Source organism: Vibrio profundi (assembly GCF_043642225.1).
GTDB classification, from domain to species: domain Bacteria; phylum Pseudomonadota; class Gammaproteobacteria; order Enterobacterales; family Vibrionaceae; genus Vibrio; species Vibrio profundi_A.
In genome coordinates, this window is record NZ_JBHZSF010000002.1 from 382,492 (window position 1) to 406,747 (window position 24,256).

The window sequence follows — 24,256 nt, forward strand, 5'->3', positions numbered from 1 at the left end:
GAAAATAGCTTAGCAGCAGGAATGAAAAAACCCTCGACTCCGGAGGGCAAAAGGCAGTGGATTAATACTAATTAAGCGTCCTGCTTTAAATGGCCCGGGCGGGCCATAATATTCGAACCTAGGGGGCTAGATTAGAATGCGTAAGCCAGTTTAACGAATGACTCGATGTCACCCTTTTCCCAACCATTTTTGATCTCACCTTTATCAGATACGTGGTAAGCGATATCTACCAGACCTGTTAGGTTGTCAGTAAACGCATAAGAACCACCCACGTTAACTGCTTCACGAGTTTCTTCAATCACTACGTAGCCAGCAGCCAGGTAAAGTGCGTCCATTGAGTAACCGATAGACGTGTTTGCAAGCTGAATTTTTTCACCATCTGCAAACTCTTCTTCAGCGAATGTTGCACCAACACCGAAGTTACCCACTGTTACTGTACCGTTTACTAAGTACAGCTTATCAGTTGAACCTTCTTGCTCGTCGTTATCTTCATAACCAGCGTTGATTGTAAATGTCTCGTTTGCGTATCCAACATAACCGTTGTAACCACCTTGGCGATCTTCATTATCATAGTTACGGTCACCGAAGTAAGAAATGCCGTACTTGAAGCCTTCTTTATCGCCTTCAAATTTCACAACTTGACGCGCATCTGAGGCATCTGAAGGAGACCATAAAAATTCAATCGTTTGGTCAGCAGCACCGTCAACAGCATCTAAAGCCGTGTCGTTCGCGTAACCAGCTGAGATAACACCAAAGCCAGTCGTGTAACCAACCCAAGTATCTGTGATTGTAAATTCAGAGTCAGATGTACCGTAGTCATCTTCGATATCAAACTCACCACCAAACTTACCGATGATGTTGCCGTTTTGATAATCAGCGAAGATATCAAAACCGGTTGCGCCACCATTGTAAACTTCGTCATCTGAACGACTTGAATCAGAATATCCACCGGCTGCAAATTCGCCCGACACTGTAAATTGTTCGCCTGATAGTGCTTCTAACGCGAATGCTGAACCTGTCACTAGAGATAGTGCAACTGCTACTGCTGTCTTTTTCATTGTTATGCTGTCCTATGTGTATTAAATCATGAGCAGAGTTTCCTCGTACCGCTCTGCCAGCAAAATTAGTTACATAGGCTCATTCGAACAAATCAAACAGTTTCAATGAGGTTAATATCGCTATTCTAAATGCATCAAAACTTCTAAAAATCGAGCGATAATTAAACAATTCAGATTCCTAAAGGTGCTCTTTATCACAAAAAAACCGTGAAACAACGAGCTTTGATTAGTTCAATATAAATTGGGGTATTCTCGAGGTTTTATAGCCTTAAAGCTCTATCACTCTCCTATTTCGTGGGCGTCAACTTAGCCATCTTCAAACAACTTTCGTCAGAAACCTTCCAGCATCTCCATTCTTCTGATACAAAAAAGCCCACTACTAAGAGTGGGCTTTTCATATCACATTGTGATTATGCTACTTCAATCGGACCGCCGAACGAAGTGACTGGAGGCAGTTTGCCTTGGAACTTCTCAAAATCGACCAAACACGTATTTGCCGACGTTGCCTGTGCCAATTCAGACGTTGGAATGTCTTGAGTCAGAGTGTTTGGATCGCCGTAAGTATCAAGCGCACCCACTTTCTCATTCATTGGACCATACCAAGCACCTTCTTCGATACGTACAACACCTGGTGCATAGCTATCCATCAGAACAGCACCTGCAAGCAGTTGACCACGGTCGTTGAACACACGTACTACGTCACCATCTTTGATGCCTTTCTTCTTAGCATCGGTTGGGTTGATGTAGATTGGCTCACGGCCTTGTACCGCGTAAGTCGCACGGAACTCTTCAGATTCACACATCTGAGAGTGAAGACGCTTATCTGGGTGGCAAGATTGTAGCCAGTACGGGTGTTTCTCTGAGCCAGGACCACCGTGTGAACGTTCCGATTTCTCGAACCACATTGGGTGTTCTTGACAGTGCTCGTAACCCATGTTGCCAACAGTACGGCTTGTGATTTCGATGAAACCAGAAGGTGTACCTAGTGCGTTGATCTCTGGATCTTCACGGAATGAAGCGTGACGAGTCCATGGCTTACCTTTACCGAAGTCTAGGAAACCTTTCTCCCAGAACTCAGCAAACTCAGGCATTTCGAAGCTGCCTTCGTTTGAAGCGCGACATTCGTCGTACAGAGATTTAACCCACTGCATTTCGTCCATACCACGCGTGTAATCGTCGTAACGACCCCAACGCTTAGTTAGGTTAGACATGATTTCAAAGTCAGTCTTAGACTGGAACAGAGGATCCACTAGTTTGTGCATCGCGATCAAGCCACGGCCAGAGTATGCGCCATAACCATCAATATCGTTACGCTCCCACTGAGTACACGCTGGAAGCACGATATCAGAGTGACGACAAGTTGCAGTCCAAGCGAAATCAACAGCCACTACCGTTTGTAGGCTCTTGAATGCTTTACGCATCTTGTTGCGATCTTGGTGGTGATGCCAAGGGTTGTTACCACTGAATACCATCATCTTGATATCAGGCAGTGTTACCGTTGAACCGTTCGCTTTGATCTTCTTACCTGGCTCTAACAAGCTATCAACCCAACGAGCAACTGGAATTACTCGGCTATAACCGTTGTAATCTGTGCTGGTATGCTTAGGCGATTGACCTTGGTCGATGTTCAGTGGGAAAGAACCCGGTGCAGCAAAGCCTGTTGAAGAAACACCGATACCAGAGTAGTGGTGACCGTAAGAGATACCACCGCCCGGTAGACCAATTTGGCCAACCATTGCAGCAATAACTGCACACATCCAGTAAGGCTGCTCACCGTGCTCTTGACGCTGGATACTCCAACCAACAAGAATCTGTGTACGACCGTTAACTAGCATCTTAGCGAAGTCACGGATAGAGTCCGCGCTTGCGCCACAGATAGCAGCAGCCCACTCAGGTGTCTTCTCAACTTTATCTTTCGTTTCACCTTGAACGTACTTGATAAAGTCTTCAAAACCTAGACAGTAAGTTTCGATGAACTTCTTGTCGTATAGGCCTTCGTTGTAAAGAACATGAGCAACACCAAGCATGAACGCCACATCAGTTTGTGGGTTGATGTACATTTGCTCATTTTCTAGGTAACGACCTGTTTTGTTCTTAACAGGGTCAACAGAAACGACGTTGATCTCTTTCTTAGCAACTTTTTCTTTCAGCTGTTCTAGGTAAGCGAACGACTCGTGAGTTTCACATGTCCAACCTACTTGTAGGTTTTTAACTGGATCGTTACCCCAAAGAACAATGTTGTCACTGTTTTCTAGGATAAGTTCCCAAGATGTACCTTGTGCGTAAACTTCAGTCGAACCTAACACGTAAGGCATGATCGTTTGACCTGCACCTGTTGAGTAGTCACCGATCTTCTTAACTGAATTACCATGAAGTGCCATTGCACGTTGCATGTGGTTCGTACAGCTGTGGAACTGACCCGTTTGTCTCCAACCAGTTTGACCTGTGTGAAGCGCCCATGGGCCATAATCTTTCTGTACGCGCTCTAGTTCACGGTAAACAAGATCAAGTGCCTCATCCCATGTCACACGAATAAAACGGTTGTTACCACGCGTATCGGCGCTGTATTTGTGCTTCTTAAGCCAATCTAGACGCACCATAGGGTAACGAACACGTGATGGGCTGTAGATAATGCCTTTCACACCTTTCAGCATGTCAGTTGGGTGCTTATCTAGCTCAAGCGGTTTGATCTCTTGAACCTTGCCCGCGTAAACTCGTGCACGGAATGCACCCCAGTGAGAACCAGATACTTTCCAAGTACCTTCTGTCTCCGCTGCTGAAGCCGATGCCGACGCCAATAAGCTTGGACCGATAACCGATGCCGCACTCGTAGTCGCGACACCTTTCAGAAAACTTCTTCTTGTAATTGCCATTGTGTTACTCCAATTGACGTCTTATTAGTGATGGCCTTCAGAAAAATCTGATGAGTGCTTCTGTAGATACTTAAGAACTAGCGCTTCTGTATCGGTATCGAAGTTAACGAATGCAATCATACCGTCTAGCATCCCTACCCAACCGTTAGCACTGAAGTGCGCTTCATCTGGCTGTGAGTGACACGTTGAGCAGTTAGATTGGTACGCTTGACCAGCTGCGTTCCAGATTGGATCGAAGTTATCAACCATAGACTCTTTCTTCATCCAAAGTGCTAGGTTCACTTCTTCCCACGGAAGGCCAGTTAGCTCATCTTCTTTCTTCTCACCAACAGTAATAACGTCGCTTTGAGAGACTTCTTTCGTCAAGATTGCAGTTGAGATGTTCATACCAAAGTCTTCTTGGATTACACGTCCGAAGCCTTTCGCTTTACGCCAACCATCGATTTGGATCTTGATCATGTCGCCTTTTTGATCCACAACCGCTACTTTACTTGCAGGACTCAGTAGACCCGCTTCAACCGTTGCTGTTTCATCCGTATACATTGGTAGATGACGGATTGAAATAACGTCTGAACCTGAAGAGTAAGAAGTGCTGCTTGCTACATTTTCTAGCTCGCCAACAATGCCGCTCGCTGATGCCATATCTAATGGAAGGTTGTGCGCAATGCCTTTATGACAATCAACACAGCTTTGGTCGCGCTCTGCTGCATTCTTCATCTGGATACGCGCTGTTGGGCGCATGTTGTCAAAATCCATTGAATCGTAGTTATGGCAGTTTTTACACTCTAGAGATTTGTTTGCAGAGAAACGATCCCATTCGTGTTTAGCCAACTCGATACGGCGTTCTTCGAATTTTTCAGGAGTATCCAGATCACCGAATACTTGAGCGAATACTTCTTTAGATGCTTGCATCTTACGTGCGATTTTTGCTGTCCATTCATGTGGAACGTGACAGTCAGGACAAGTCGCGCGTACACCAGATGTGTTTTTCCAGTGAACCGTTTCTTGTAGCTCTACGTATACGTTGTCACGCATGGTGTGACAGCTAATACAAAATTCTTCTGTGTTGGTTGCTTCTAACGCAGTGTTAAAACCACCCCAGAAGATAACACCGGCGATAAAGCCACCCATCGTTAGTACACCAAGACTGATGTGTACTGCTGGGCGAGTCATTGTGCGCCATAACTTAACTAAAAATGATTTCATGTTTAGCTCTCTTAAAAATTAGTTCTAATAAAAATGTGGTTGCTATAGGGCATTACATGCCGCCGTGAGCACCTGGAGGACCGAGCACAAATACTTGTAAAGCCCAAACAAGGAAGCCGTAACCTCCCACAAACGCCACACTTAAAACTGGAAAGAGAACCACAGCAATAAAGAGGAAAGATTTCCACTCTAAGGTGCGTTTTTCACCACTTTCGATTTTGTTAACATCACTCATACATTTTGCCTATTTTGTATTTAGTAATTTTGAATAGCTCTGTATGTAGAGCCAAAGTTTTTTCTATTTCTGATAAAAAATATTAGACCTACTCAATGTAGGGTTCAATGAAATACACCTTTAGGAGCCTTGTTATTCAACACTTTTTTGAGCTCATCCAAGTATGTGTTTAGTTAAAAAAGCATATTAAAAACTATTAACAGATATGACAAAATAATAATGAAACAAAAATGTTAAGCCACTACAAAAATACAACATAAACATGACATTATTTAACCTAATACTCAGTAAGTAGTAGGCAATTTTCACACCTAGAATGCATTAAATGTAGCAGAATTGTTAATGCAACACTGCCTAAATTGAGTAGAACTGTAACCCTAACGCTATACAAAAAAGTGACATTTCCGATACTATAAAGGCTTCAAAAATGAGATAAACACCATGCAAGACGTCGTTAATATTTCCTGGTTTCAACTATCAGTTTTCAGCCTTATCTTAATTTTCCCTTTCTGCATCAGCCTGTACCTTAAGCTAGGGATTACTAAAGAAGCCGCAATCAGCATTATTAGGATGGTTCTCCAACTGAGTTTGGTGGGCTTATATCTTGAATACCTTTTCACCCTAAATAACGTCTTCATTAACCTACTCTGGCTCATGGTCATGATTGTTATTGGGGCAAGTTCAATTGTAGGGAAAGCCAAACTTCCTCAGAGGCCTCTACTGCTTCCTATTAGTGGTGGGCTGAGTGTGACGGCAATACCCCTCGTCGTATTTATTTGCGCTCTGGTAATACAACCTAGCCCACTTATGAGTGCTCAATACCTAATTCCAATTGCTGGAATGCTTTTAGGGAACTGCTTAAGTGCCAATATCGTTGTGCTACAGAACTTATTTGGTGCATTTGAATCAAGACGCGAGGAGTACGAAGGAGCTTTATCGTTAGGAGCATCTCCTCACTATGCTGCCGCTCCATTTGTACGAAGTGCTATGCAGAAAGCAATGGCACCAATCATGGCTTCGATGGCAACGACAGGTCTAGTGACCTTACCGGGGATGATGACAGGGCAAATACTAGGAGGAGCTTCGCCAATGATCGCCATAAAATATCAATTGATGATCATGATCGCGATCTTCGTGATGATGACTCTTTCTCTGACAATCGTTCTTCACCTCTCACTCAAAGTCGCTCTGACGAAAGAAGGAAGAGTGACAATTAAATTTATAAACCAAGGTGCATAATCCGCACCGAGCCGTTTTATGCTTTCACTGAATACTTGCTTATTTACTCACTCACTTTGATACATGTTATCCACAGAAAATGTGGATAACCCTATGTAATACACAGAGTTAGTTGCGCAATACATTCTGAATAATGATCACACAAAGTGCAGAAAAATCATTCGAAGAATACAAAAAAGCCCGCTAAACAGCGGGCTCTCATCAAGTTCAAACTAGTCTCTTAAGTAAATAAGCCAATACCACATTCCAACAAAAATCCCGCCCCCAATAATATTACCGAGCGTCACAGGGAGCAGATTGTTGGTAATGAAATCGATCATATTAAGATCCAAATAATCAGAAGGGTTCGCACCCGTCATCGCCCAAAATTCAGCCGGAGCGAAATTCTTGATGCCAATCGCAAGTGGCACTTGGTACATGTTCGCAATACAGTGTTCAAATCCCGCCGATACAAACATAGCGACTGGTAATATCATCACAGCAATTTTATCTGTTAACGTACGTCCACTAAACGTCATCCAGACTGCGATGCACACTAATACATTACACATAATTCCAAGAGCCACTGCCTGTAAGAAGCCGTGATGCATTTTATGTTGGGAAATAGCCATAGCATTTAAGCCAACTTGTCCATGATCGAACATGTATTGCTTAGTGAGTAGCATACATACCACCAACAGAAGTGCTCCAACTAAGTTACCCACATACACTGTCGCCCAGTTTTTGATCAGCACTCGCCAAGAAATTTTGCCGCTGGCTCTCGCAACCAAAGTCAATACAGAGCTCGTAAAAAGCTCTCCCCCAGTGACCACTACCAGTATCAGACCTAAACTAAAAGCTAATCCGCCGATAAGACGCGTGATGCCCCATGGCAAGTCACCCGCACCCGTTGTCACAATGGTATAAAAAACGAATGCAATGCCAATGTGGATCCCAGCAGAAATTGCGAGCAAGAAAGATTTCATTGGATCTTTGGTCGCTTTGCCAACACCAAGTTCAGCTGCGCGCTCAGCCATTTGAGGAGGAAGTAAGGAATCAAATTGGTTTAAATTCATAGCGGTTACATTTTGAAACATGACAGGGGCGCTGATAATCCTCTCTTTTATTTTTGAATTCAAGCACAAATTTACATCGCTGAACCTGGGTAAGAGCGAACCTTGCCACTACTAGGGCTATGACGTCGGGAAACCTCCACTAAAGTAGTAACCAATAATGAAATTATAATTTTCACCTCTTTAAGATGAAATAAAATTTCCAAGCTATTTCAATAGGTTAAAAAACCATATGAGAAAAATAAGTATATCTATAGTTGGCAAACCTATCGCTAAAAGCATCATTTGATTTAGATCATGAAACATTAAAAAAGCGCCTTTCGGCGCTTTTTTATGTGACGCTAGATAGCTTTTCTTTAGCTTTCGTCACTTTTTTCTTCATTCGTGATTGACGGAGTGTCTGATAAGTTTTCGTCCAAAGGCTTAGATTGTTCCGTAGGAGAAGTCGAAACAGATTTATTTGGTAAACCCTTCAGGCTTGAAACCAAAGCTTCTAAACTTTGAATATGTGCATCACTTCTCGTTACATGGCTATTCAGTAATTCACTTTCCTTTTGAGCATCCGCTAATTTGCTTTCATATTGACGGTTTTGCTTCTCTAGTTCCGCAAGTTGATTAGTTAACTGCGCCAGCTTTTCGTTAAGTACTGCGGTTTCATCTTCAAGCTTGATCGAATTAATGCTATCAACGATGTTTTCAGATTGCTTACTCAACGCTAGATTTCGGTAATCTTCTCCATTCAAAGCACGAGAAATAGAAAGTAGCTTATTTTCCATGTTTAAAACGACTTGCTCAAACTGCTCATCTTCAACACTGGCAATAAGCTTCACTTCTTGAGCGACACTGCGCGCATGATCTAATTCAAATTCCGCTTCAGCAACTGATTCTTTGATAACCTCAAGTGCGCGAGGATTCACTTCAATACGGTTAGCCGTTACTTCAATTTGAGATTGGGCGCGAGCCAAAGTTAGCGGGACAACGTCATCGAAACCTTCTTTAATCAGTAGCTTCATTTGCGCTTTTAGTGGATCAACAAAGGTACGATCAACCACTTTAACTTCTAGCACTCTTGCTTTATTTAAGAAGCTCACTTGCTCTTCTTGAACACTTTCTAATTCATTCAGTAAGACAAGGTTAAATAAACCTCTGTATTGAGCGTAAAGCCTTTTGTAATTAGATGAGAACAGCGTACTTGCTTCGAGCTCATCTAGGTAAGCCATTTGATCAATAGAAACAGCGAGTACTGAATCCGCCTTTTTCTTAAGCTCTGTGATTGCGTTGTAATTATGTTCAACTAACGCAATCCGCTCATCAAATGCTTGAGCATAGCTTTGGCTAGAGAAGATAGAATAACTTTCATTAATCACTTCCGGCTTGGCTACCATATCCGCAAAGATTTCTTCTGCGTCTCCCCACGCATCAACCAACTCGCCGTAGTTTTCTGGCGCATAGATTTCTAATGCACTCACTTCAAGCAATTTGGTTGACCACTTTTGGTGGACATTTTCAATTGAATCAAACGTTCGTAGTTCTTCTTGAGAACTCACATCCTTGTTTGTCGCTGAACTGGTATTCGAAGGTGCTGAAGTACTTTGGCATCCTGCTACACCGACTAGCATTGCAACGACTAATGCAACTTTACTGGTTGTCATTAATTATCCTTTTTACATTGCATCCATATGCTAGATGCGAATTAATCAACTATTGATTACGACTATATTACACCCTTCTCTAAATTAACACGCCAACCAAACTAAACGCATAGAAATCAACCAATAAAAACCTCATTTTTTGAGCGGTCGTCTATAAAATCGACATTTTAGTTCCACATAACATTTCTCTTTATTGTCTATTGCGAGAAGTACCGTAGAGCACTATGGTGAAGACAATGAAATCAAGAAATAGGCATACTATGAAATACAGCGAACAGCACATTGCAGATTTAAATCTTCTTCTCCAATTTGATATCAGTAGCGCCGCAACGGGGATCAAAGTTCATCAAGATGCCTCACAAGAAATGCAGCAAGCCGTGGCTCGCTTATATGAAAAAGGTCTATGTACGCTTCCAGACGGTGGGTACCTAACTGACGAGGGCATAGAAATTGCCGAACGAGCAGACAAGCTTCTCCGAGTCCTTAAGTAATCATCACCAAATTTGATAAACTCCACTCCTAGAGTGGAGTTTTTTATTTTCTCCAAGTCAGGTCAACGTCTATCAGGTATACAGAGAGGTCTCGTGAAATCTATTGTCATTATTGGCGCAGGTTGGCTTGGTCAACCGCTAGCAAAACATCTAATCAATCTTAAACATTCAGTTTGTGCAACGAAAACCACCGATGAAGGATCTCAAGCTTTAGTCCAGGAAAACATCCCTAGTCATACATTTCAGTTCAACATCCAACACCCTGAAACATCAATAAACCAACTCACTGAATTACTAAGAGAGAAGCACGCAGATACCATCATTGGCTGTTTCCCTCCAGGTTTTCGTAAAGGCGCAGGGGATGAATATGCGCAGTATTGGGAGCAAGTCGTTCAGAGCGCTAATCTCGCCCAGGTTTCTCAGATAGTCATGGTAAGTTCAAGCACGGTTTACCCAAACCTAGCTAAAAAAATGTACGAACACGATGCAAGCCTCGAGCTCTCGGAAAAGGAAACCAGCTTTTCAGACAACGCTAAGATCATGCTGCAAGCCGAAGAATTCGTCATCCAGTCAGGGCTTCAATACAACATCGTCCGCTGCAGTGGATTAGTAGGATCGAATCGTCATCCTTCTAGGTTTGTCAGCAAGCTCAAACAGGTCAGCTCTTCCGCCCCGGCTAACATGCTGCATTTAAAAGACGCTGTGGGAGCCGTTGCATTTACTCTTACTCAAACTCAGAGCTGTATATTGAATGCCACCACACCAAAAACGGTGAGTAAAGCAGAGTACTATCAAGCTGCCTTAGTAAGCGTAGGTAGTGATTCTCCTTTGCCTAAAGTGGTCTCTACACCTGATAAAGAAATCATGCCAGACAAAATTCAAGCTCTTGGGTATCAATTTCATTATCAATCGACGCTAGAGACTCTTCATGAATAAACCGCTTTTTCGTCATATCGATACCCTGTGGAACTTCATGGGAATGGATCATGCTCTAGAGCCATCGGACTGTATTTTCGTTCTTTGTAGCAATGACTTAAGAGTCGCAGAGTACGCGGCCTCTCTTTATCATAAAGGGCTTGCTCCGTGCGTTATTTTCTCTGGCGGTGAAGGTCGGTTTACTGGTGGCTTATTTGACAAAACTGAGGCAGAGACATTTGCAGCCATAGCTGTGGAATGTGGGGTGCCAAAAGATCGAATCATCTTGGAAAATAAAGCCACAAATACTGGGGAAAACGTCCGATTTACTTTTGAAGAACTGACGCAGAAAAACCTTTCCCCTAGTTCTTTTATTCTGGTTCAGAAACCTTTCATGGAGAAGCGAACTTACGCCACATTTAAACAGCAGTGGCCGGGAGAGTATTCTAATGTCGTTGTCACATCAGACTGGAAAAACTGGGTCGACTATTACAGCGAAGATCTGCCACTCAATATGGTGATTTCAGCACTTGTTGCTGATTTTGAAAGAGTGCGAGATTACCCAGAAAAAGGCTTTCAAATCGAAATGCCGATTCCGCAGGAAGTATATGACTCTTATGAAGCGATCAAGAAACTAAACTTCTAAATAAACTTGTTCTAACTGAGACAAAAAAGCGATGGTCATAACCATCGCTTTTTTACATTATTTACCAAGAGCTTCTTTGTAGTGTAATCGACAAACTGATACGTATTTATCGTTCCCACCAATCGCAACTTGATCGCCTTCAGCAATCGCTACACCGTGTTCGTCAGTACGAATAACCATATTAGCTTTACGACCACAGTGACAAATTGTTTTCAGCTCAACCAATTTGTCAGCCCAAGAAAGTAAATACTTACTGCCTTCAAACAACTCCCCCAAGAAATCCGTTCTTAGGCCGTAACACAATACTGGGATGTTCAGTTTATCGACGACTTCGGTAAGCTGGTAGACCTGCTCCTTAGAAAGGAACTGACACTCATCAATTAACACACAGTGGTGTTTTTGAGTTTCATTTAGCTCTTGAATGGCTTCAAAAAGGTTCGTGTCATTCTTGAACAACTGAGCTTCTGACTGCAAACCAATTCGAGAGCTCACTTTACCAATACCATAACGATCATCTAACGCAGCAGTAAAAATGACCGGGGTCATTCCACGTTCTTGGTAATTAAATGAAGATTGAAGAAGAGTTGTTGATTTACCCGCGTTCATTGCAGAGTAATAAAAATACATCTGAGCCACAGAAATATTCCTGTATTTTATAAGAATGAGATTAGAAAAAAGGGCTGAGAATCAGCCCTTTCTTTTTATTACTTACGACGCCAAGTCGTGCCTTCAGGGCCATCTTCTAGGACAATGCCAAGCTCATTTAGCTTATCGCGAGCAAGATCCGCATTTGCCCAGTCTTTTGATGCACGAGAATCGTTACGCAGTTTAATCAGCGCTTCAATTTCAGCAACTTCATCATCATTACCTGCTGCGTCCCCTTTTAGGAAGGCTTCAGGATCTTGATGAAGAATACCAATCACATCAGCAAGCTCACGCATAAGAGCACCTAGACCACTTGCTTTCTCAATGCTTTCACCTTTGATACGGTTAATATCACGCGCCATTTCGAACAAGACTGAATAGGCTTCAGGTGTATTGAAGTCATCATTCATTGCTGTAGAGAAACGCGTTACGTATTCCTCGCCACCAGCAGGCGTTGCGTTTAAGTCCAAACCACGTAGAGATGTGTATAAACGCTCGAGTGAAGCACGAGCTTGGTTTAAGTTTTCTTCGCTGTAGTTAAGCTGGCTACGGTAGTGGCCAGACATAAGGAAGTAACGAACCGTTTCAGAATCGTAGTGCTCTAGCACGTCACGAATTGTAAAGAAGTTACCTAACGACTTAGACATCTTCTCTTTATCAACCATTACCATGCCACTGTGCATCCAAGTATTTACATACTGAGTGCCATGAGCACAGCAAGATTGAGCAATTTCGTTCTCGTGGTGTGGGAATTGAAGATCAGAACCGCCACCGTGGATATCAAAATGGTTGCCTAAGATCGAAGAATTCATCGCTGAACATTCAATGTGCCAACCCGGACGGCCTGCGCCCCATGGCGATTCCCAAGTCGGCTCACCCGGCTTAGACATCTTCCATAATACGAAATCTAATGGGCTACGCTTAGCAGACTCTACATCAACGCGAGCACCAGCTTGAAGCTGATCAAGGTCCTGCTTAGAAAGCTTGCCGTATTCGTCAAACTTCTTCACTTCAAACATCACGTCGCCATTGCTCGCCACGTAAGCGAAACCGCGCTCAATCAGTTTTTCAACTAGAGCAATAATTTCTGGGATGAACTCCGTAGCTCGCGGCTCAACATCTGGACGCTTCATATTTAGCGCATCAAAATCGGCGTGCATTTCACCAATCAAACGCTCAGTCAAAGAGTCGCACGACTCACCATTTTCATTCGCTCGTTTGATGATCTTGTCATCGATATCTGTGATATTGCGTACAAACGTCAAGTCATAGCCTAAGTAACGCAAGTAACGTGAAACTACGTCAAATGAAACGAACGTTCGGCCATGACCGATGTGACAGAGATCGTAAATGGTTACCCCACAGACATACATGCCGATTTTTCCGGCTGTAATTGGTTTGAATTCCTCTTTCTGTCTTGTGAGTGTGTTATATATCTTCAACATGATCTCTATCTATATTGTGTATGTACCAAAATAAGGGGGCAGTATATCAACTCATTGGTTATTAGGTAATACCCATTCTCAGTAATTCCCTGAAAGTGGCGTGGTAACTGAGTAATTTGATGATTTGAAAGTCACTCAACATGCGCTAGAATTCGAACTTCATATTAAAAAAGACAGTAAGGTAACAATCATGATCATCCTTCACACAAATTTTGGTGACATCAAAGTTCAACTAAACGAAGAAAAAGCACCAGAAACAAGCGCAAACTTCCTAGAGTATTGCCGTGACGGTTTCTACGACAACACACTATTCCACCGTGTTATCGATGGTTTCATGATTCAAGGCGGCGGCATGACTTCTGGCCTTAAAGAGAAAGCAACTCGCGCTACAATCAAAAACGAAGCAAATAACGGCTTAAGCAACAAAGTGGGTACGCTAGCAATGGCTCGTACAATGGAACCACATTCTGCAAGCTCTCAGTTCTTCATCAACGTAAACGACAACACATTCCTAGACTTCCGCAGCGAAAGCCTAGACGGTTGGGGTTACTGTGTATTCGCAGAAGTTGTTGAAGGCATGGACATCGTAAACAAGATTAAAGGTGTAAGCACTGGCTCTATGGGTATGCACCAAGACGTACCTCTAGAAGAAGTGATCATCACTGGTACTAGTATCGAAGCGTAATCCAATCGCTTAGAAATAGATGGGGGGCACTTGCTCCCCTTTTTTAGACCTTTGAGAAATGCTTTAACTGTATGAAAACCTATTTTATTTCTGACTTACATCTCAGCCCTTCCCGACCTGACATCACACAATGCTTTCTTGAGTTTATGACAACAGAAGCCATTAACGCTGATGCACTCTATGTATTAGGTGACTTATTCGAGTTTTGGATTGGTGATGATGATACATCTGACTTTGCCACTTCTATTCGAAAGACGTTCCAAGACCTTACGGCGTCAGGGGTTCCCTGTTTCTTTACGCAAGGAAACCGAGATTTTCTCGTGGGTAAAAAATTTGCCAAGCAAACAGGCCTAACTCTTCTTGATGAAGTGTCCACTATTGATATCTACGGAAAGAAAGCCGTAGTACTTCATGGCGACACCTTGTGCACCGATGATGTTAAGTACCTAGCCTTTCGCGAAAAAGTACACCTACCTTGGCTACAATGGGTTTTCAATAGAATTCCATTCTTTATCAAAAAGAAAATTGTCTCGAAAGTTCAATCCGATATCAAAGATGACAAGCAAACAAAAACGTTAGATATCATGGATGTAACACAACACGAAGTAGAGCGCGTTCTGCAAGTTTCAGGAGTGGATCTTATGATTCATGGGCATACCCACAGACCGGCTGTTCACACCTTCAAAAGCAACCAATTGCAGTGCACTCGAATTGTCCTTGGAGACTGGTACCAACAGGGCTCAGTACTTGTTGTCACCCCTGAAAACTTTGATCTACAAAATCGGCCATTTAGCAATAAATAATAGGCAGATTGACTAAGTTTTGGCTCGTTAATGAGTCTCGATCAGAAATTCCTCTTCCTGATATAGTATTTTCTTTGAAAGTGGCTATCATCAAGACATTATATTTAAACCGAACACGATACAAAGTTGAAATATTCATACGTCGCTCGTCAGCCTATATTAAACAGAAATAAAAAAACGATCGGTTACGAATTGTTATTTAGGGATGGACCAAAGAATACATTTCCAGAAGTAGAGCCTGAGCTTGCCACAAGCCGCCTGCTTTCTGATCACTTCTTGTCTACACACTACAATACCTTAGGTAACAAACTTGGATTTGTGAACTTTCCGTATGCAAGTCTTATCAATCTTGTCCCAACATTATTTCCAAAAGATAGTTTGGTTGTTGAGATTTTAGAAGATTGCGAACCAACAGATGAATTGCTTCAAGCTATTCAAACTTTACACGCCGATGGATATACCATTGCATTGGACGACTTTGTTCCAAGTAAAGCCTGGAAACGCTTTTTACCTTATGTTTCTATCATCAAGTTTGATATTCGATTGGTGCCGATTGCCAAGGCATCAATGTTTATGTCGACCCTTAAAGGGCTAGACATTGAGTTTTTAGCAGAGAAAGTTGAGACCTACGAAGAATACCAACAAGCCAACGACGCAGGTTTCAGCTACTTTCAGGGTTACTTTTTCAGTAAACCTGAAATGATCCAACGTCGTGCTCTTAACCCGGCCTTTTTGACAATCATCCAGCTGTGTAAAGAGATTTCTCACGACCCGATCGACTTTAAAGAAGTGGAACGACTTATTACGTTGGATGTAACGCTTTCTTATAAGCTATTGACGTACGTAAACTCATCATGTGAAACCTCTACTAAGATTCGCTCTTTCCGCCAAGCGATGGTTTACCTTGGCGAACAAAAACTAAGAAAATTTGTTTCACTCGTCGCGATTGCTTCCGCTAAAGAAGATAAGCCAGATTCGCTTTATGGCTTAGCTGTTCTTCGAGCAAGGCAATGTGAGTTGCTTATTGAAGAAATGAGTTCAAACAGTGACGCAGGACATGCATTTCTTACTGGGATGTTCTCGCTGTTAGATTCACTGCTAGATCAACCATTAGAGCAGGTCGTCAATTCCATCCCGATCGATGAGGAAATTAAAATCGCCCTTCTGAAAAAGGAAGGTACACTAGGCGACGTGCTTGCTATGGTCATCGCTTATGAACAAGCAAACTGGGAACAGGCAGGAATTATTCGACAAAGGCTCAAACTTTCCGAAGAGCAACTCGGTCAAGCCTATGATCAAGCAACTGCTTGGGCTCAAGACCTTCTATCCCGAGCTTAAGTATTTCGTTATACTTTCTGACAACTGGCCTCATTAGAGGCCATTTTTATTAGGAACAACATCGATGCCTTTATGCCCTTGTGGAAGTAAACAAAGCTACTCACAATGCTGTGAAATCGCACACAACGATCATAGCCAAGTGAAAACGCCCGAACAGCTCATGCGCTCTCGTTACAGTGCTCACCCATTACAGTTGGTCGACTACGTGATATCGACGTATCACCCAAGCTGTAATGCCGAAGAACAACGTGAAGGTATTGTCGAGTCCATCAAAAGTGATTGGACAGGCCTAGAAGTCATCGACACTGCCCCAGGTTCACACGAGAACGAGGGCTTTGTCGAGTTTAAAGCGTACATTAGTGAAGGCGAACAACAATACTGCATGCAAGAACGCTCACGGTTTATACGTGAAAATGGGCTTTGGTATTACATCGAAGGCGAGTTCCCAGAGCAAAGCCAACCAGAAACCGAAATAGACCCACGCTTAAATCAAACAGTTGAAAGCTTTAAGATTGGCCGCAATGACCCCTGTATTTGTGGTAGTGGCAAGAAATACAAAAAGTGCTGCGGTTAATCCCCCCATCACAATGATTAGATAAAACAAAGGCTTCCATTCGGAAGCCTTTGTTTTATCAGATAAGAGAACTATTTGTGTCGTTCTTTAAGCTTATTGATCACATCGTCCATCGACAATCCTTGGTCTTGAAGCAGTACTAATAAGTGATAAATCAAGTCAGCTGATTCACACACTAGTTCCGCCTTATCGCCCGACGTCGCCGCAAGCGCGACTTCAACGCCTTCTTCGCCCACTTTTTGCGAAATACGCTTGGTGCCACGGGCATATAGACTGGCAGTATAAGAAGACTCAGGGTCTGCGTCCTTGCGGGCAGCCAGTAACTGCTCAAGTTGATGAAGCCACACCATCTGAGACTCTTCTTGCTTGTCTCCATCCCAACAGGTTGTAGTGCCTGTGTGACATGTTGGCCCAATAGGGTTCACCTTAATAAGCAAAGTATCATTGTCACAATCAAGAGCAATGTTCTGAAGTTGTAACACGTTACCCGACGTTTCACCTTTGGTCCAAAGGCGCTCTTTAGTTCGAGAGAAGAACGTTACTTGGCCTGTTTCACCCGTTTTCTCAAGAGCTGCTGGGTTCATGTACCCCATCATTAACACTTGGCTAGATTGGTAATCTTGTACAATAGCGGGGACTAAACCACCCACTTTTTCCCAATCAATACGCTCTGATAGTGCGCCTACTTCAGCGATTGAAAAACTCATAGTCGCACCTCGATATCTTGTTGTTTTAAGTACTGTTTAAGTTCACCAATATTGATGACTTGTTTGTGGAATACTGAAGCCGCGAGCGCCCCATCCACATTGGTCTTTTTATAAGCTTCAGCAAAGTGCTCCATCGCACCTGCACCGCCTGACGCAATCAAAGGTACATTACATACTTCGCGCACCATGTTTAACTGCTCGAGATCATAACCGTTGCGCACACCATCTTGGTTCATCATGTTCAACACAATCTCACCTGCGCCACGCTTCTGAACTTCCTGCACCCAATCTTTGGTTTCCCATTTGGTCGCTTTGGTACGCGCTTCATCACCCGTGAATTGATAAACTTGGTACTTACCCGTTTCTTTATCGAAGTAGGAATCGATACCAACAACGATACATTGCACGCCGAATTTATCAGCAAGGTCTGTGATCAGTTGTGGGTTGGCCAGGGCGGGCGAGTTAATCGATACTTTATCGGCACCAAACTCGAGAATACGCGCTGCATCTTCAGCTGATTTAATACCACCAGCCACACAGAAAGGAATATCAATCACTTCTGCAACACGCTTTACCCAGCTTTTATCGACAACACGACCATCACTTGATGCTGTAATATCGTAAAAAACTAATTCATCAGCGCCCTCTTCTGCGTAGCGCTGCGCTAGCGGTACGATGTCGCCAATAATTTCGTGATTACGGAACTGAACGCCCTTAACCACTTGTCCATCACGGACATCCAAACAAGGGATTATTCGCTTTGCCAACATGCAAATGCCTCCTCTGCGGTAAACTTGCCATCAAGTAGCGCGCGACCCACAATCACACCAGCAACACCGCTGCCTTTAAGCGCTTCGATGTCAGCTAGGCTGCCAATGCCGCCCGATGATTGGAATTGCACTTGTGGGTACTGCTTACAAAGATCAACATAAAGCTCTACGTTTGATCCTTCTAGCGTGCCATCGCGTGAGATATCAGTACATAGAACGTGTTTAAGACCAACTGTTAGGTAATCTTCAATTAACGCTTCAATAGTCACGCCTGAATCTTCTTGCCAACCTGAAATCGCCACTTTACGTGTGCCGCTTTCGTCAATGTTGATGTCTAGAGCCAGCACGATTTTTTCAGCGCCGTACTTTTCCATCCAACCTTTAACCAACTCAGGCTGCTTAACTGCTGTAGAACCAACCACAACGCGCTGTGCGCCAGCTTCCAGTAGATCAACGACATCTTGCTCGTTACGCACACCACCACCAATCTGGATGTTCGCCGGCGTGCTAGCAAGTAGCTTAGCAATCAAGTCTAACTGACGAGCCGTTGTGTCTTTTGCACCCGTTAAGTCAACAAGGTGCAGCCAACCAGCGCCAGCTTGGTGATACAGATTAAACTGCTCTGCAGGGTCTACTTTGTATTCTGTTACTTGCCCGTAGTCTCCTTGGAATAAGCGAACTACTTGGCCTTCAATTAAATCTAACGCGGGAATAATCATTTACATTCCTTATATGGCAACGTTAGCCGTTGCCTAATCCTTATTACAATTCCAAGAAGTTCTGAATCAGCTTAGAGCCAGCTTTCGAAGATCGCTCTGGGTGGAACTGAACGCCATAATAATTGCCACTTTGAACCGCCGCAGTGAACGGATTACCGTAATCACATTGTGCGATTGTGTAGTCGCCCACAGGCATTGCGAAGCTGTGAACGAAGTAGAAGTATTCGCCTTCCTCAATGTCTTTAAATAGAGGGTGATTAGGTGTCGCAGTTACTGTGTTCCAACCCATGTGTGGTAATGGCAAATCGCCCGTTTCGAGTAAACGCACTTCACCATCACACAAACCTAAGCATTCAACTAACTCGTCAGCCTTTTGACCTTTCTCTTGAGATAATTTGCCTAACAGTTGCATACCTAAACAAATACCAAGCAGAGGCTTCTCTACTTTCTTCACAAGAGAGACAAGGTCGCGCTCTTGCAGGTTCTTCATTGCCTCACTTGCTGTACCAACACCGGGTAGGAATAGCTTATCGGCAGCAAGAACAACTTCAGGTTCTTTTGAAATTTCAACTGCGTAACCCAAACGTTCAATGGCAAATTTAACCGAAGAAACGTTGGCACACCCAGTATCAATGATGACGACTTTTTGATCTTTCATTGTTTTTTCCTTGCTAACGTTAGCCTTACAGGACGCCTTTGCTGCTTGGTAACTCATTACCTTCAACTTTGATTGCTTGGCGAAGAGTACGGCCAAACGCTTTGAACAGGCTCTCAATGATGTGGTGATCATTATTGCCAGCAGAAGAAAGGTGTAGCGTACAAGCAAGAGTGTCTGTTAGAGAACGGAAGAAGTGAACCACCATCTCTGTTGAAAGATCACCCACTTGTTCACGGCTGAATTTAGCATCGAACTTCAGGTATGGACGACCAGAAAGGTCTAGCGCACACTGAGCCAAACACTCATCCATTGGCAGGCTAAAACCAAAACGGCCAATACCACGTTTGTCACCTAACGCATCTTTCAGAGCTTGGCCTAACGCAAGTGCTGTATCTTCTACTGTGTGGTGATCATCGATGTGAAGGTCGCCCTTCACAGTCAGGTTCATTTGGAAACCACCGTGTGTCGCGATTTGGTCAAGCATGTGGTCGAAGAAGCCCATGCCGGTATCGATCTTGTTGCCACCGGTTTCATCAAGGTTTACTGCAACCTTGATATCCGTTTCTTTGGTCGTGCGAACCACTTCAGCAACACGTGCATTAACCGTCAGATCTTTTACGATTTGTGGCCAGTTAAGTGTGCCTGCGGTTTCCGCATCCGGCCCGTATTGAATACCACGGATAGCCATGTTCTCTGCAAGTTGAAGATCCGTCATTCGGTCGCCAATCACAACAGAGTGTTGGAAGTCGACTTTACCGCCTTGTAGATACTCTTTAACCATACCCAGTTTTGGCTTACGGCAAGAGCAGTTGTCCTCGTCAAAGTGAGGGCAAATAAGCACGTCGTCAAACTTAACGCCTTGAGATTCGAAGAACTCCATCATCATGTTGTGTGGCGCATCGAAATCTTCTTGTGGGTAGCTATCGGTACCTAGGCCATCTTGGTTAGTGACCATCACTAAGCGATAGCCCGCATCTTGCAATGTAAGCAGGCTAGGAATCACTAGCGGTTCGAATTTTAGCTTGTCTAAACGGTCTACTTGAAAGTCAACTGGCGGCTCAACAATTAAGGTGCCGTCACGGTCTATAAAAAGTATTTTCTGTTGTTTACTCACTTGAACTTCCTTTTAATTTTAAATCTGGTGGCCTAGCTAAAATCAAACGCTAACCCAAAATATTGGTTTCACTTGCCAGCTTGTGATGAATCAACTCAAAACTTGCAAATGTTATTACTGGTAAGCCTTTCGTTACTGATAGAAGTTACGAATGAATCCAAGTGTCTTTTCGCACTCTTCGCGGTTACCAATACTAATGCGAACACAGTCTTCAATTGGTGAATTGCGCAAGATGATGCCTGTGTCCCAAGCCGCTTTAAATAACTCATCGCCGTTCGGGAATTTAACCAGTAAGTAGTTACCCCAACCATCAAATACCGTCACTTGAGGCATGCCTAATAGACCCGCTTGCAAATAAGCTCGGTTAGCACTTAAATCCAGAACCTGGAACTTAGCTCGCGCTAGTCCTTGTTCTGAAAGTGCTTGAACCGCAATGTCAGCAACAGGGATTGGCACTGGATAAGGCGCAATCACTTTCAACAGTACATCGATAAGCTCTTTATTCGCTAGCGTAAAACCACAACGTAAACCCGCTAAAGCAAAGGCCTTCGACAAGGTGCGCAGAATCGCTAGGTTTGGATATTGCTCAAGCAAATCAACGGTTGATGCTTCTGGACAAAAATCGATGTACGCTTCATCCATCACAACAATCGCTTTGTCTTGAGTCATTTCAAGTAACTTGATGATGTCCTTACGTTCAACCAAATTACCAGTCGGGTTATTTGGGCTACAAACAAACACCACTTTCACGTTGTCGAGTTGAGCTTCAATCGCAGGAAGATCAAGTTGCCACTCTGCGGTTAGAGGTACAACTTTACGCTCAACACCGATGGTTTCTGCACTGATTGCGTACATACCGTAGGTTGGTGGGCAGTAAAGGATAGCGTCTTCATTCGGCTCACAAAAAGCACGAATCAGTAGTTCGATACCTTCATCAGCGCCTCGTGTCGTCAGAGTTTGCTCTGATTTCACACCTGCATATTGCGCGTAAGCATCAATCAACTCTTTAGGCTGACACTCACTGTAACGATTAAGACGAGACAGATTTAAGTTGTACTCGTTATCAAACGGAGATTCGTTGGCATTTAGCCATACGTCACCTGTGCCGCCAATGCGTCTCGCAGACAAGTAAGGAGTGAGAGCCTGAACTTGTTTTCTTGCTAACTTTTCCATGCCCTGCCCTTATTTAGCTTGGTTTAACTTTTCAACTCGGATAGTCACAGCGCGTTTGTGTGCATCCAAGCCTTCGGCTTCCGCCATAGTAACAACTGTTGGTGCTAAGCCTTTTAGGCCATCGGCGCTCAGTTCTTGCACTGTCATACGTTTTGAGAAATCAGCTAAACCAAGGCTAGAGTATGTCTTGGTGTAACCGTAAGTCGGCAATACGTGGTTAGTACCAGAGGCATAGTCACCTGCCGATTCTGGAGACCAATCGCCAAGGAAGATAGAGCCTGCATTATCTAGCAATGGCAGCAATTCACGTGGGTTCTTGGTTTGAACGATCAAGTGTTCAGGACCGTAGAAGTTCGAAATCGCAATCGCTTGAGTGATGGATTCAGCAATGATGATCAGGCTTGATGCCAACGCTTGCTGAGCAATACTCGCGCGAGAGAGCTCTTTCAATTGTTTTTGAACGGCTTCGGTTACTTGATCCGCAATCAATGGAGATGGCGTTACCAACACCACTTGAGAATCAGGACCGTGCTCAGCTTGGCTCAACAAATCAGCAGCAATGAAGTCTGCGTCTGCTGTTTCATCAGCAATCACGAGCACTTCTGATGGGCCTGCTGGCATATCAATCGCTGCGCCGCGGAAGTCATTGCTTACTTGGCGTTTTGCTTCAGTCACAAAAGCATTACCTGGGCCGAAAATCTTATCGACTTTAGCAACACTTGCCGTACCGTAAGCCATCGCAGCAACCGCTTGACCACCACCAACGTTGTAAACCTCGTCGATCTTACAAAGCTTAGCGACATACAAAATTTCGTCAGCAATTGGTGGAGGCGAACAAAGTACAACCTTGCGACAACCTGCGATTTGAGCGGGAACACCTAACATAAGAACCGTTGACGGAAGCGGCGCACTGCCACCCGGGATGTACAGACCAACCGTGTTAATCGCACGTGTCACTTGCTCACACACAACACCTGGTTGCGTCTCAACCTTAATTGGCTGAGGTTTCTGAGCTTCGTGGAACTTAGCAATATTGCTGTAAGCTTGTTCTAACGCCTGCTTCATTTCTGGGGTTAGACGAGCGCTTGCTTCTTCAATCTCGTCCGCACTTACTCGAATTGATTTTGGAGTAACACGGTCAAACTTCTCAGTCAGTTTTTTAAGCGCTGCATCGCCCTCATTTCGTACTTTTGCAATAACATCAGAAACTATCGCTGTGATGTTTGCACCTTCAGTAATAGCGGGACGCTCTAATACCGAGTCTTGCTGTGATTCACTTAAAGATTGCCAAACAACGGTTCTCATCGTCATTACCCCATCATTTTTTCGATTGGTAGTACTAGAATCGAGCTTGCACCTAACTCTTTCAGCTGTTCCATCGTTTCCCAGAACAAGTTCTCGGTACTTACGAGGTGAACGGCAACTTTATCTTTGTCTGTTGAAAGTGGCAGTACTGTTGGATCTTCAGCACCAGGCAGTAGTGCTTTGATTTGCTCAAGCTGAGACGTTGGTGCGTGTAGCATGATGTACTTCGACTCTTTCGCTTGTTGAACACCCTGCATACGAGTCAGTAGTTTTTCAATCAATGCTGTTTTGTCTGCGTCGAATTCACCAGTACGTTGAATCAAGGTCGCTTTAGATTGGAAAATCACTTCCGCTTCTTTTAGGCCGTTTGCTTCTAGCGTTGCACCGGTAGAAACCAAGTCCGCAATTGCGTCAGCTAGACCTGCGCGAGGGGCAACTTCAACCGAACCTGTTAGCATACAAGTGCTGAATTCAACACCCTGCTCATCCATGTAGGCTTTTAGTAGTTGTGGGTAAGTTGTCGCAATACGTTTGCCCGCGAGATCTTGTGGGCCGTTGTATACTTCATCTTTGTTGATTGCGATAGAAAGGCGGCAACCACCGAAATCTAGACGACGTAGTGTTTGGAACTCTGCAGGCTCTTTAAGAGCAAGGCGATCTAGACGAACTTCTTCAAGCTCATTTTCACCGATAAAACCAAGGTCAACCACACCATCCATGATGAGACCTGGGATGTCATCATCACGAACTAACAATAAGTCGATTGGCATATTTAGTGAATGTACAACTAGACGCTCCCCCATGATGTTAAATTTAACACCACACTTTTTTAGTAACTCTTGGCACTCTTTACTTAAGCGACCTTTCTTTTGGATTGCGATTCTTAGGCGTTGTGTCTGCATTGCTGTATCCCTGTGCAAATTATTGAATTTATTAAATATTTTATTACTGCT

24 protein-coding genes are annotated in these 24,256 nt (G+C 43.7%); 8 read left to right on the forward strand and 16 right to left on the reverse strand.

Annotated features, from left to right (window positions below; translation table 11 throughout):
* Window positions 1-131: 131 nt before the first annotated feature.
* From ACHUFI_RS05225 to torE, 4 genes are all read right to left on the reverse strand, one after another.
* The gene (locus ACHUFI_RS05225; RefSeq protein WP_394247298.1) at window positions 132-1,058 is read right to left on the reverse strand and encodes a porin; all 927 of its coding nucleotides are present in this window, start codon (window positions 1,056-1,058) and stop codon (window positions 132-134) included.
* A gap of 410 nt (window positions 1,059-1,468) precedes the next feature.
* Window positions 1,469-3,931, reverse strand: coding sequence for a trimethylamine-N-oxide reductase TorA (gene torA / locus ACHUFI_RS05230; protein ID WP_394247299.1), 2,463 nt, complete (start codon window positions 3,929-3,931; stop codon window positions 1,469-1,471).
* Window positions 3,932-3,955: 24 nt separating this feature from the next.
* Window positions 3,956-5,137 carry a pentaheme c-type cytochrome TorC gene (gene torC / locus ACHUFI_RS05235; RefSeq protein WP_394247300.1) on the reverse strand — a complete coding sequence of 394 codons (1,182 nt, stop codon included), beginning with the start codon at window positions 5,135-5,137 and terminating at the stop codon, window positions 3,956-3,958.
* Window positions 5,138-5,189: 52 nt separating this feature from the next.
* Window positions 5,190-5,372: a trimethylamine N-oxide reductase system protein TorE gene (gene torE, locus ACHUFI_RS05240; protein ID WP_394247301.1), complete on the reverse strand. Its 183-nt coding sequence runs from the start codon at window positions 5,370-5,372 to the stop codon at window positions 5,190-5,192.
* Window positions 5,373-5,813: 441 nt separating this feature from the next.
* Between torE and ACHUFI_RS05245 the strand changes: the two genes are divergently transcribed.
* A complete protein-coding gene (locus tag ACHUFI_RS05245; RefSeq protein ID WP_394247302.1) occupies window positions 5,814-6,611 on the forward strand; it encodes an ABC transporter permease in 798 nt (265 codons plus the stop codon).
* Between the two features lie 212 nt (window positions 6,612-6,823).
* Here the strand turns inward: ACHUFI_RS05245 and focA are convergent, their stop codons facing one another.
* Both focA and ACHUFI_RS05255 read right to left on the reverse strand, forming a co-directional pair.
* Window positions 6,824-7,666 carry a formate transporter FocA gene (gene focA, locus ACHUFI_RS05250; RefSeq protein ID WP_394247303.1) on the reverse strand — a complete coding sequence of 281 codons (843 nt, stop codon included), beginning with the start codon at window positions 7,664-7,666 and terminating at the stop codon, window positions 6,824-6,826.
* Between the two features lie 353 nt (window positions 7,667-8,019).
* A complete protein-coding gene (locus tag ACHUFI_RS05255) occupies window positions 8,020-9,315 on the reverse strand; it encodes an ATPase (RefSeq protein WP_394247304.1) in 1,296 nt (431 codons plus the stop codon).
* Window positions 9,316-9,575: 260 nt separating this feature from the next.
* Between ACHUFI_RS05255 and ACHUFI_RS05260 the strand changes: the two genes are divergently transcribed.
* The 3 genes from ACHUFI_RS05260 to ACHUFI_RS05270 all read left to right on the forward strand — a co-directional run bounded on the left by ACHUFI_RS05260 (window position 9,576) and on the right by ACHUFI_RS05270 (window position 11,367).
* Complete coding sequence (locus tag ACHUFI_RS05260; protein ID WP_394247539.1) at window positions 9,576-9,806, forward strand: TIGR02647 family protein; 231 nt, start codon at window positions 9,576-9,578, stop codon at window positions 9,804-9,806.
* Window positions 9,807-9,899: 93 nt separating this feature from the next.
* Window positions 9,900-10,742, forward strand: a complete 843-nt coding sequence (locus tag ACHUFI_RS05265; protein ID WP_394247305.1) for an NAD-dependent epimerase/dehydratase family protein — start codon at window positions 9,900-9,902, stop codon at window positions 10,740-10,742.
* On the forward strand, window positions 10,735-11,367 hold the full coding sequence (locus tag ACHUFI_RS05270; protein WP_394247306.1) for a YdcF family protein: 633 nt from the start codon (window positions 10,735-10,737) through the stop codon (window positions 11,365-11,367). The genes ACHUFI_RS05265 and ACHUFI_RS05270 overlap by 8 nt, the downstream gene beginning before the upstream one ends.
* Before the next feature lie 57 nt (window positions 11,368-11,424).
* On the opposite strand, the gene ACHUFI_RS05275 is transcribed toward ACHUFI_RS05270, so the two are convergent.
* Complete coding sequence (locus ACHUFI_RS05275) at window positions 11,425-12,003, reverse strand: thymidine kinase (RefSeq protein WP_394247307.1); 579 nt, start codon at window positions 12,001-12,003, stop codon at window positions 11,425-11,427.
* 68 nt (window positions 12,004-12,071) lie between these two features.
* Window positions 12,072-13,457: a cysteine--tRNA ligase gene (gene cysS, locus ACHUFI_RS05280; RefSeq protein WP_394247308.1), complete on the reverse strand. Its 1,386-nt coding sequence runs from the start codon at window positions 13,455-13,457 to the stop codon at window positions 12,072-12,074.
* A 190-nt stretch (window positions 13,458-13,647) separates the two neighbouring features.
* Here cysS and ACHUFI_RS05285 point away from each other — a divergent pair, with 190 nt between their 5' ends.
* From ACHUFI_RS05285 to ACHUFI_RS05300, 4 genes are all read left to right on the forward strand, one after another.
* On the forward strand, window positions 13,648-14,142 hold the full coding sequence (locus tag ACHUFI_RS05285; RefSeq protein ID WP_394247309.1) for a peptidylprolyl isomerase: 495 nt from the start codon (window positions 13,648-13,650) through the stop codon (window positions 14,140-14,142).
* A gap of 71 nt (window positions 14,143-14,213) precedes the next feature.
* Window positions 14,214-14,945, forward strand: coding sequence for a UDP-2,3-diacylglucosamine diphosphatase (gene lpxH, locus ACHUFI_RS05290; protein WP_394247310.1), 732 nt, complete (start codon window positions 14,214-14,216; stop codon window positions 14,943-14,945).
* A 126-nt stretch (window positions 14,946-15,071) separates the two neighbouring features.
* On the forward strand, window positions 15,072-16,283 hold the full coding sequence (locus ACHUFI_RS05295) for an EAL and HDOD domain-containing protein (protein ID WP_394247311.1): 1,212 nt from the start codon (window positions 15,072-15,074) through the stop codon (window positions 16,281-16,283).
* Between the two features lie 64 nt (window positions 16,284-16,347).
* Window positions 16,348-16,857, forward strand: coding sequence for a YchJ family protein (locus tag ACHUFI_RS05300; protein WP_394247312.1), 510 nt, complete (start codon window positions 16,348-16,350; stop codon window positions 16,855-16,857).
* Between the two features lie 71 nt (window positions 16,858-16,928).
* Here ACHUFI_RS05300 and hisIE read toward each other — a convergent pair whose 3' ends face one another.
* The 8 genes from hisIE to hisG form a co-directional block, all read right to left on the reverse strand.
* The gene (hisIE, locus tag ACHUFI_RS05305; protein ID WP_394247313.1) at window positions 16,929-17,564 is read right to left on the reverse strand and encodes a bifunctional phosphoribosyl-AMP cyclohydrolase/phosphoribosyl-ATP diphosphatase HisIE; all 636 of its coding nucleotides are present in this window, start codon (window positions 17,562-17,564) and stop codon (window positions 16,929-16,931) included.
* A complete protein-coding gene (gene hisF / locus ACHUFI_RS05310) occupies window positions 17,561-18,334 on the reverse strand; it encodes an imidazole glycerol phosphate synthase subunit HisF (RefSeq protein ID WP_394247314.1) in 774 nt (257 codons plus the stop codon). The genes hisIE and hisF overlap by 4 nt, the downstream gene beginning before the upstream one ends.
* Window positions 18,316-19,053 carry a 1-(5-phosphoribosyl)-5-[(5-phosphoribosylamino)methylideneamino]imidazole-4-carboxamide isomerase gene (hisA, locus tag ACHUFI_RS05315; protein ID WP_012604374.1) on the reverse strand — a complete coding sequence of 246 codons (738 nt, stop codon included), beginning with the start codon at window positions 19,051-19,053 and terminating at the stop codon, window positions 18,316-18,318. Before hisA ends, hisF begins: the two co-directional genes overlap by 19 nt.
* Before the next feature lie 43 nt (window positions 19,054-19,096).
* Window positions 19,097-19,711: an imidazole glycerol phosphate synthase subunit HisH gene (hisH, locus tag ACHUFI_RS05320; protein WP_248396358.1), complete on the reverse strand. Its 615-nt coding sequence runs from the start codon at window positions 19,709-19,711 to the stop codon at window positions 19,097-19,099.
* A 25-nt stretch (window positions 19,712-19,736) separates the two neighbouring features.
* Window positions 19,737-20,825 carry a bifunctional histidinol-phosphatase/imidazoleglycerol-phosphate dehydratase HisB gene (hisB, locus tag ACHUFI_RS05325; RefSeq protein WP_394247315.1) on the reverse strand — a complete coding sequence of 363 codons (1,089 nt, stop codon included), beginning with the start codon at window positions 20,823-20,825 and terminating at the stop codon, window positions 19,737-19,739.
* Between the two features lie 132 nt (window positions 20,826-20,957).
* Complete coding sequence (gene hisC / locus ACHUFI_RS05330) at window positions 20,958-21,998, reverse strand: histidinol-phosphate transaminase (RefSeq protein WP_394247316.1); 1,041 nt, start codon at window positions 21,996-21,998, stop codon at window positions 20,958-20,960.
* Between the two features lie 9 nt (window positions 21,999-22,007).
* The gene (gene hisD / locus ACHUFI_RS05335) at window positions 22,008-23,309 is read right to left on the reverse strand and encodes a histidinol dehydrogenase (RefSeq protein ID WP_394247317.1); all 1,302 of its coding nucleotides are present in this window, start codon (window positions 23,307-23,309) and stop codon (window positions 22,008-22,010) included.
* Window positions 23,309-24,205 (reverse strand): ATP phosphoribosyltransferase, encoded by an 897-nt coding sequence (hisG, locus tag ACHUFI_RS05340; RefSeq protein WP_394247318.1) that lies wholly within the window; start codon window positions 24,203-24,205, stop codon window positions 23,309-23,311. Before hisG ends, hisD begins: the two co-directional genes overlap by 1 nt.
* Between the last annotated feature and the right edge of the window lie 51 nt (window positions 24,206-24,256).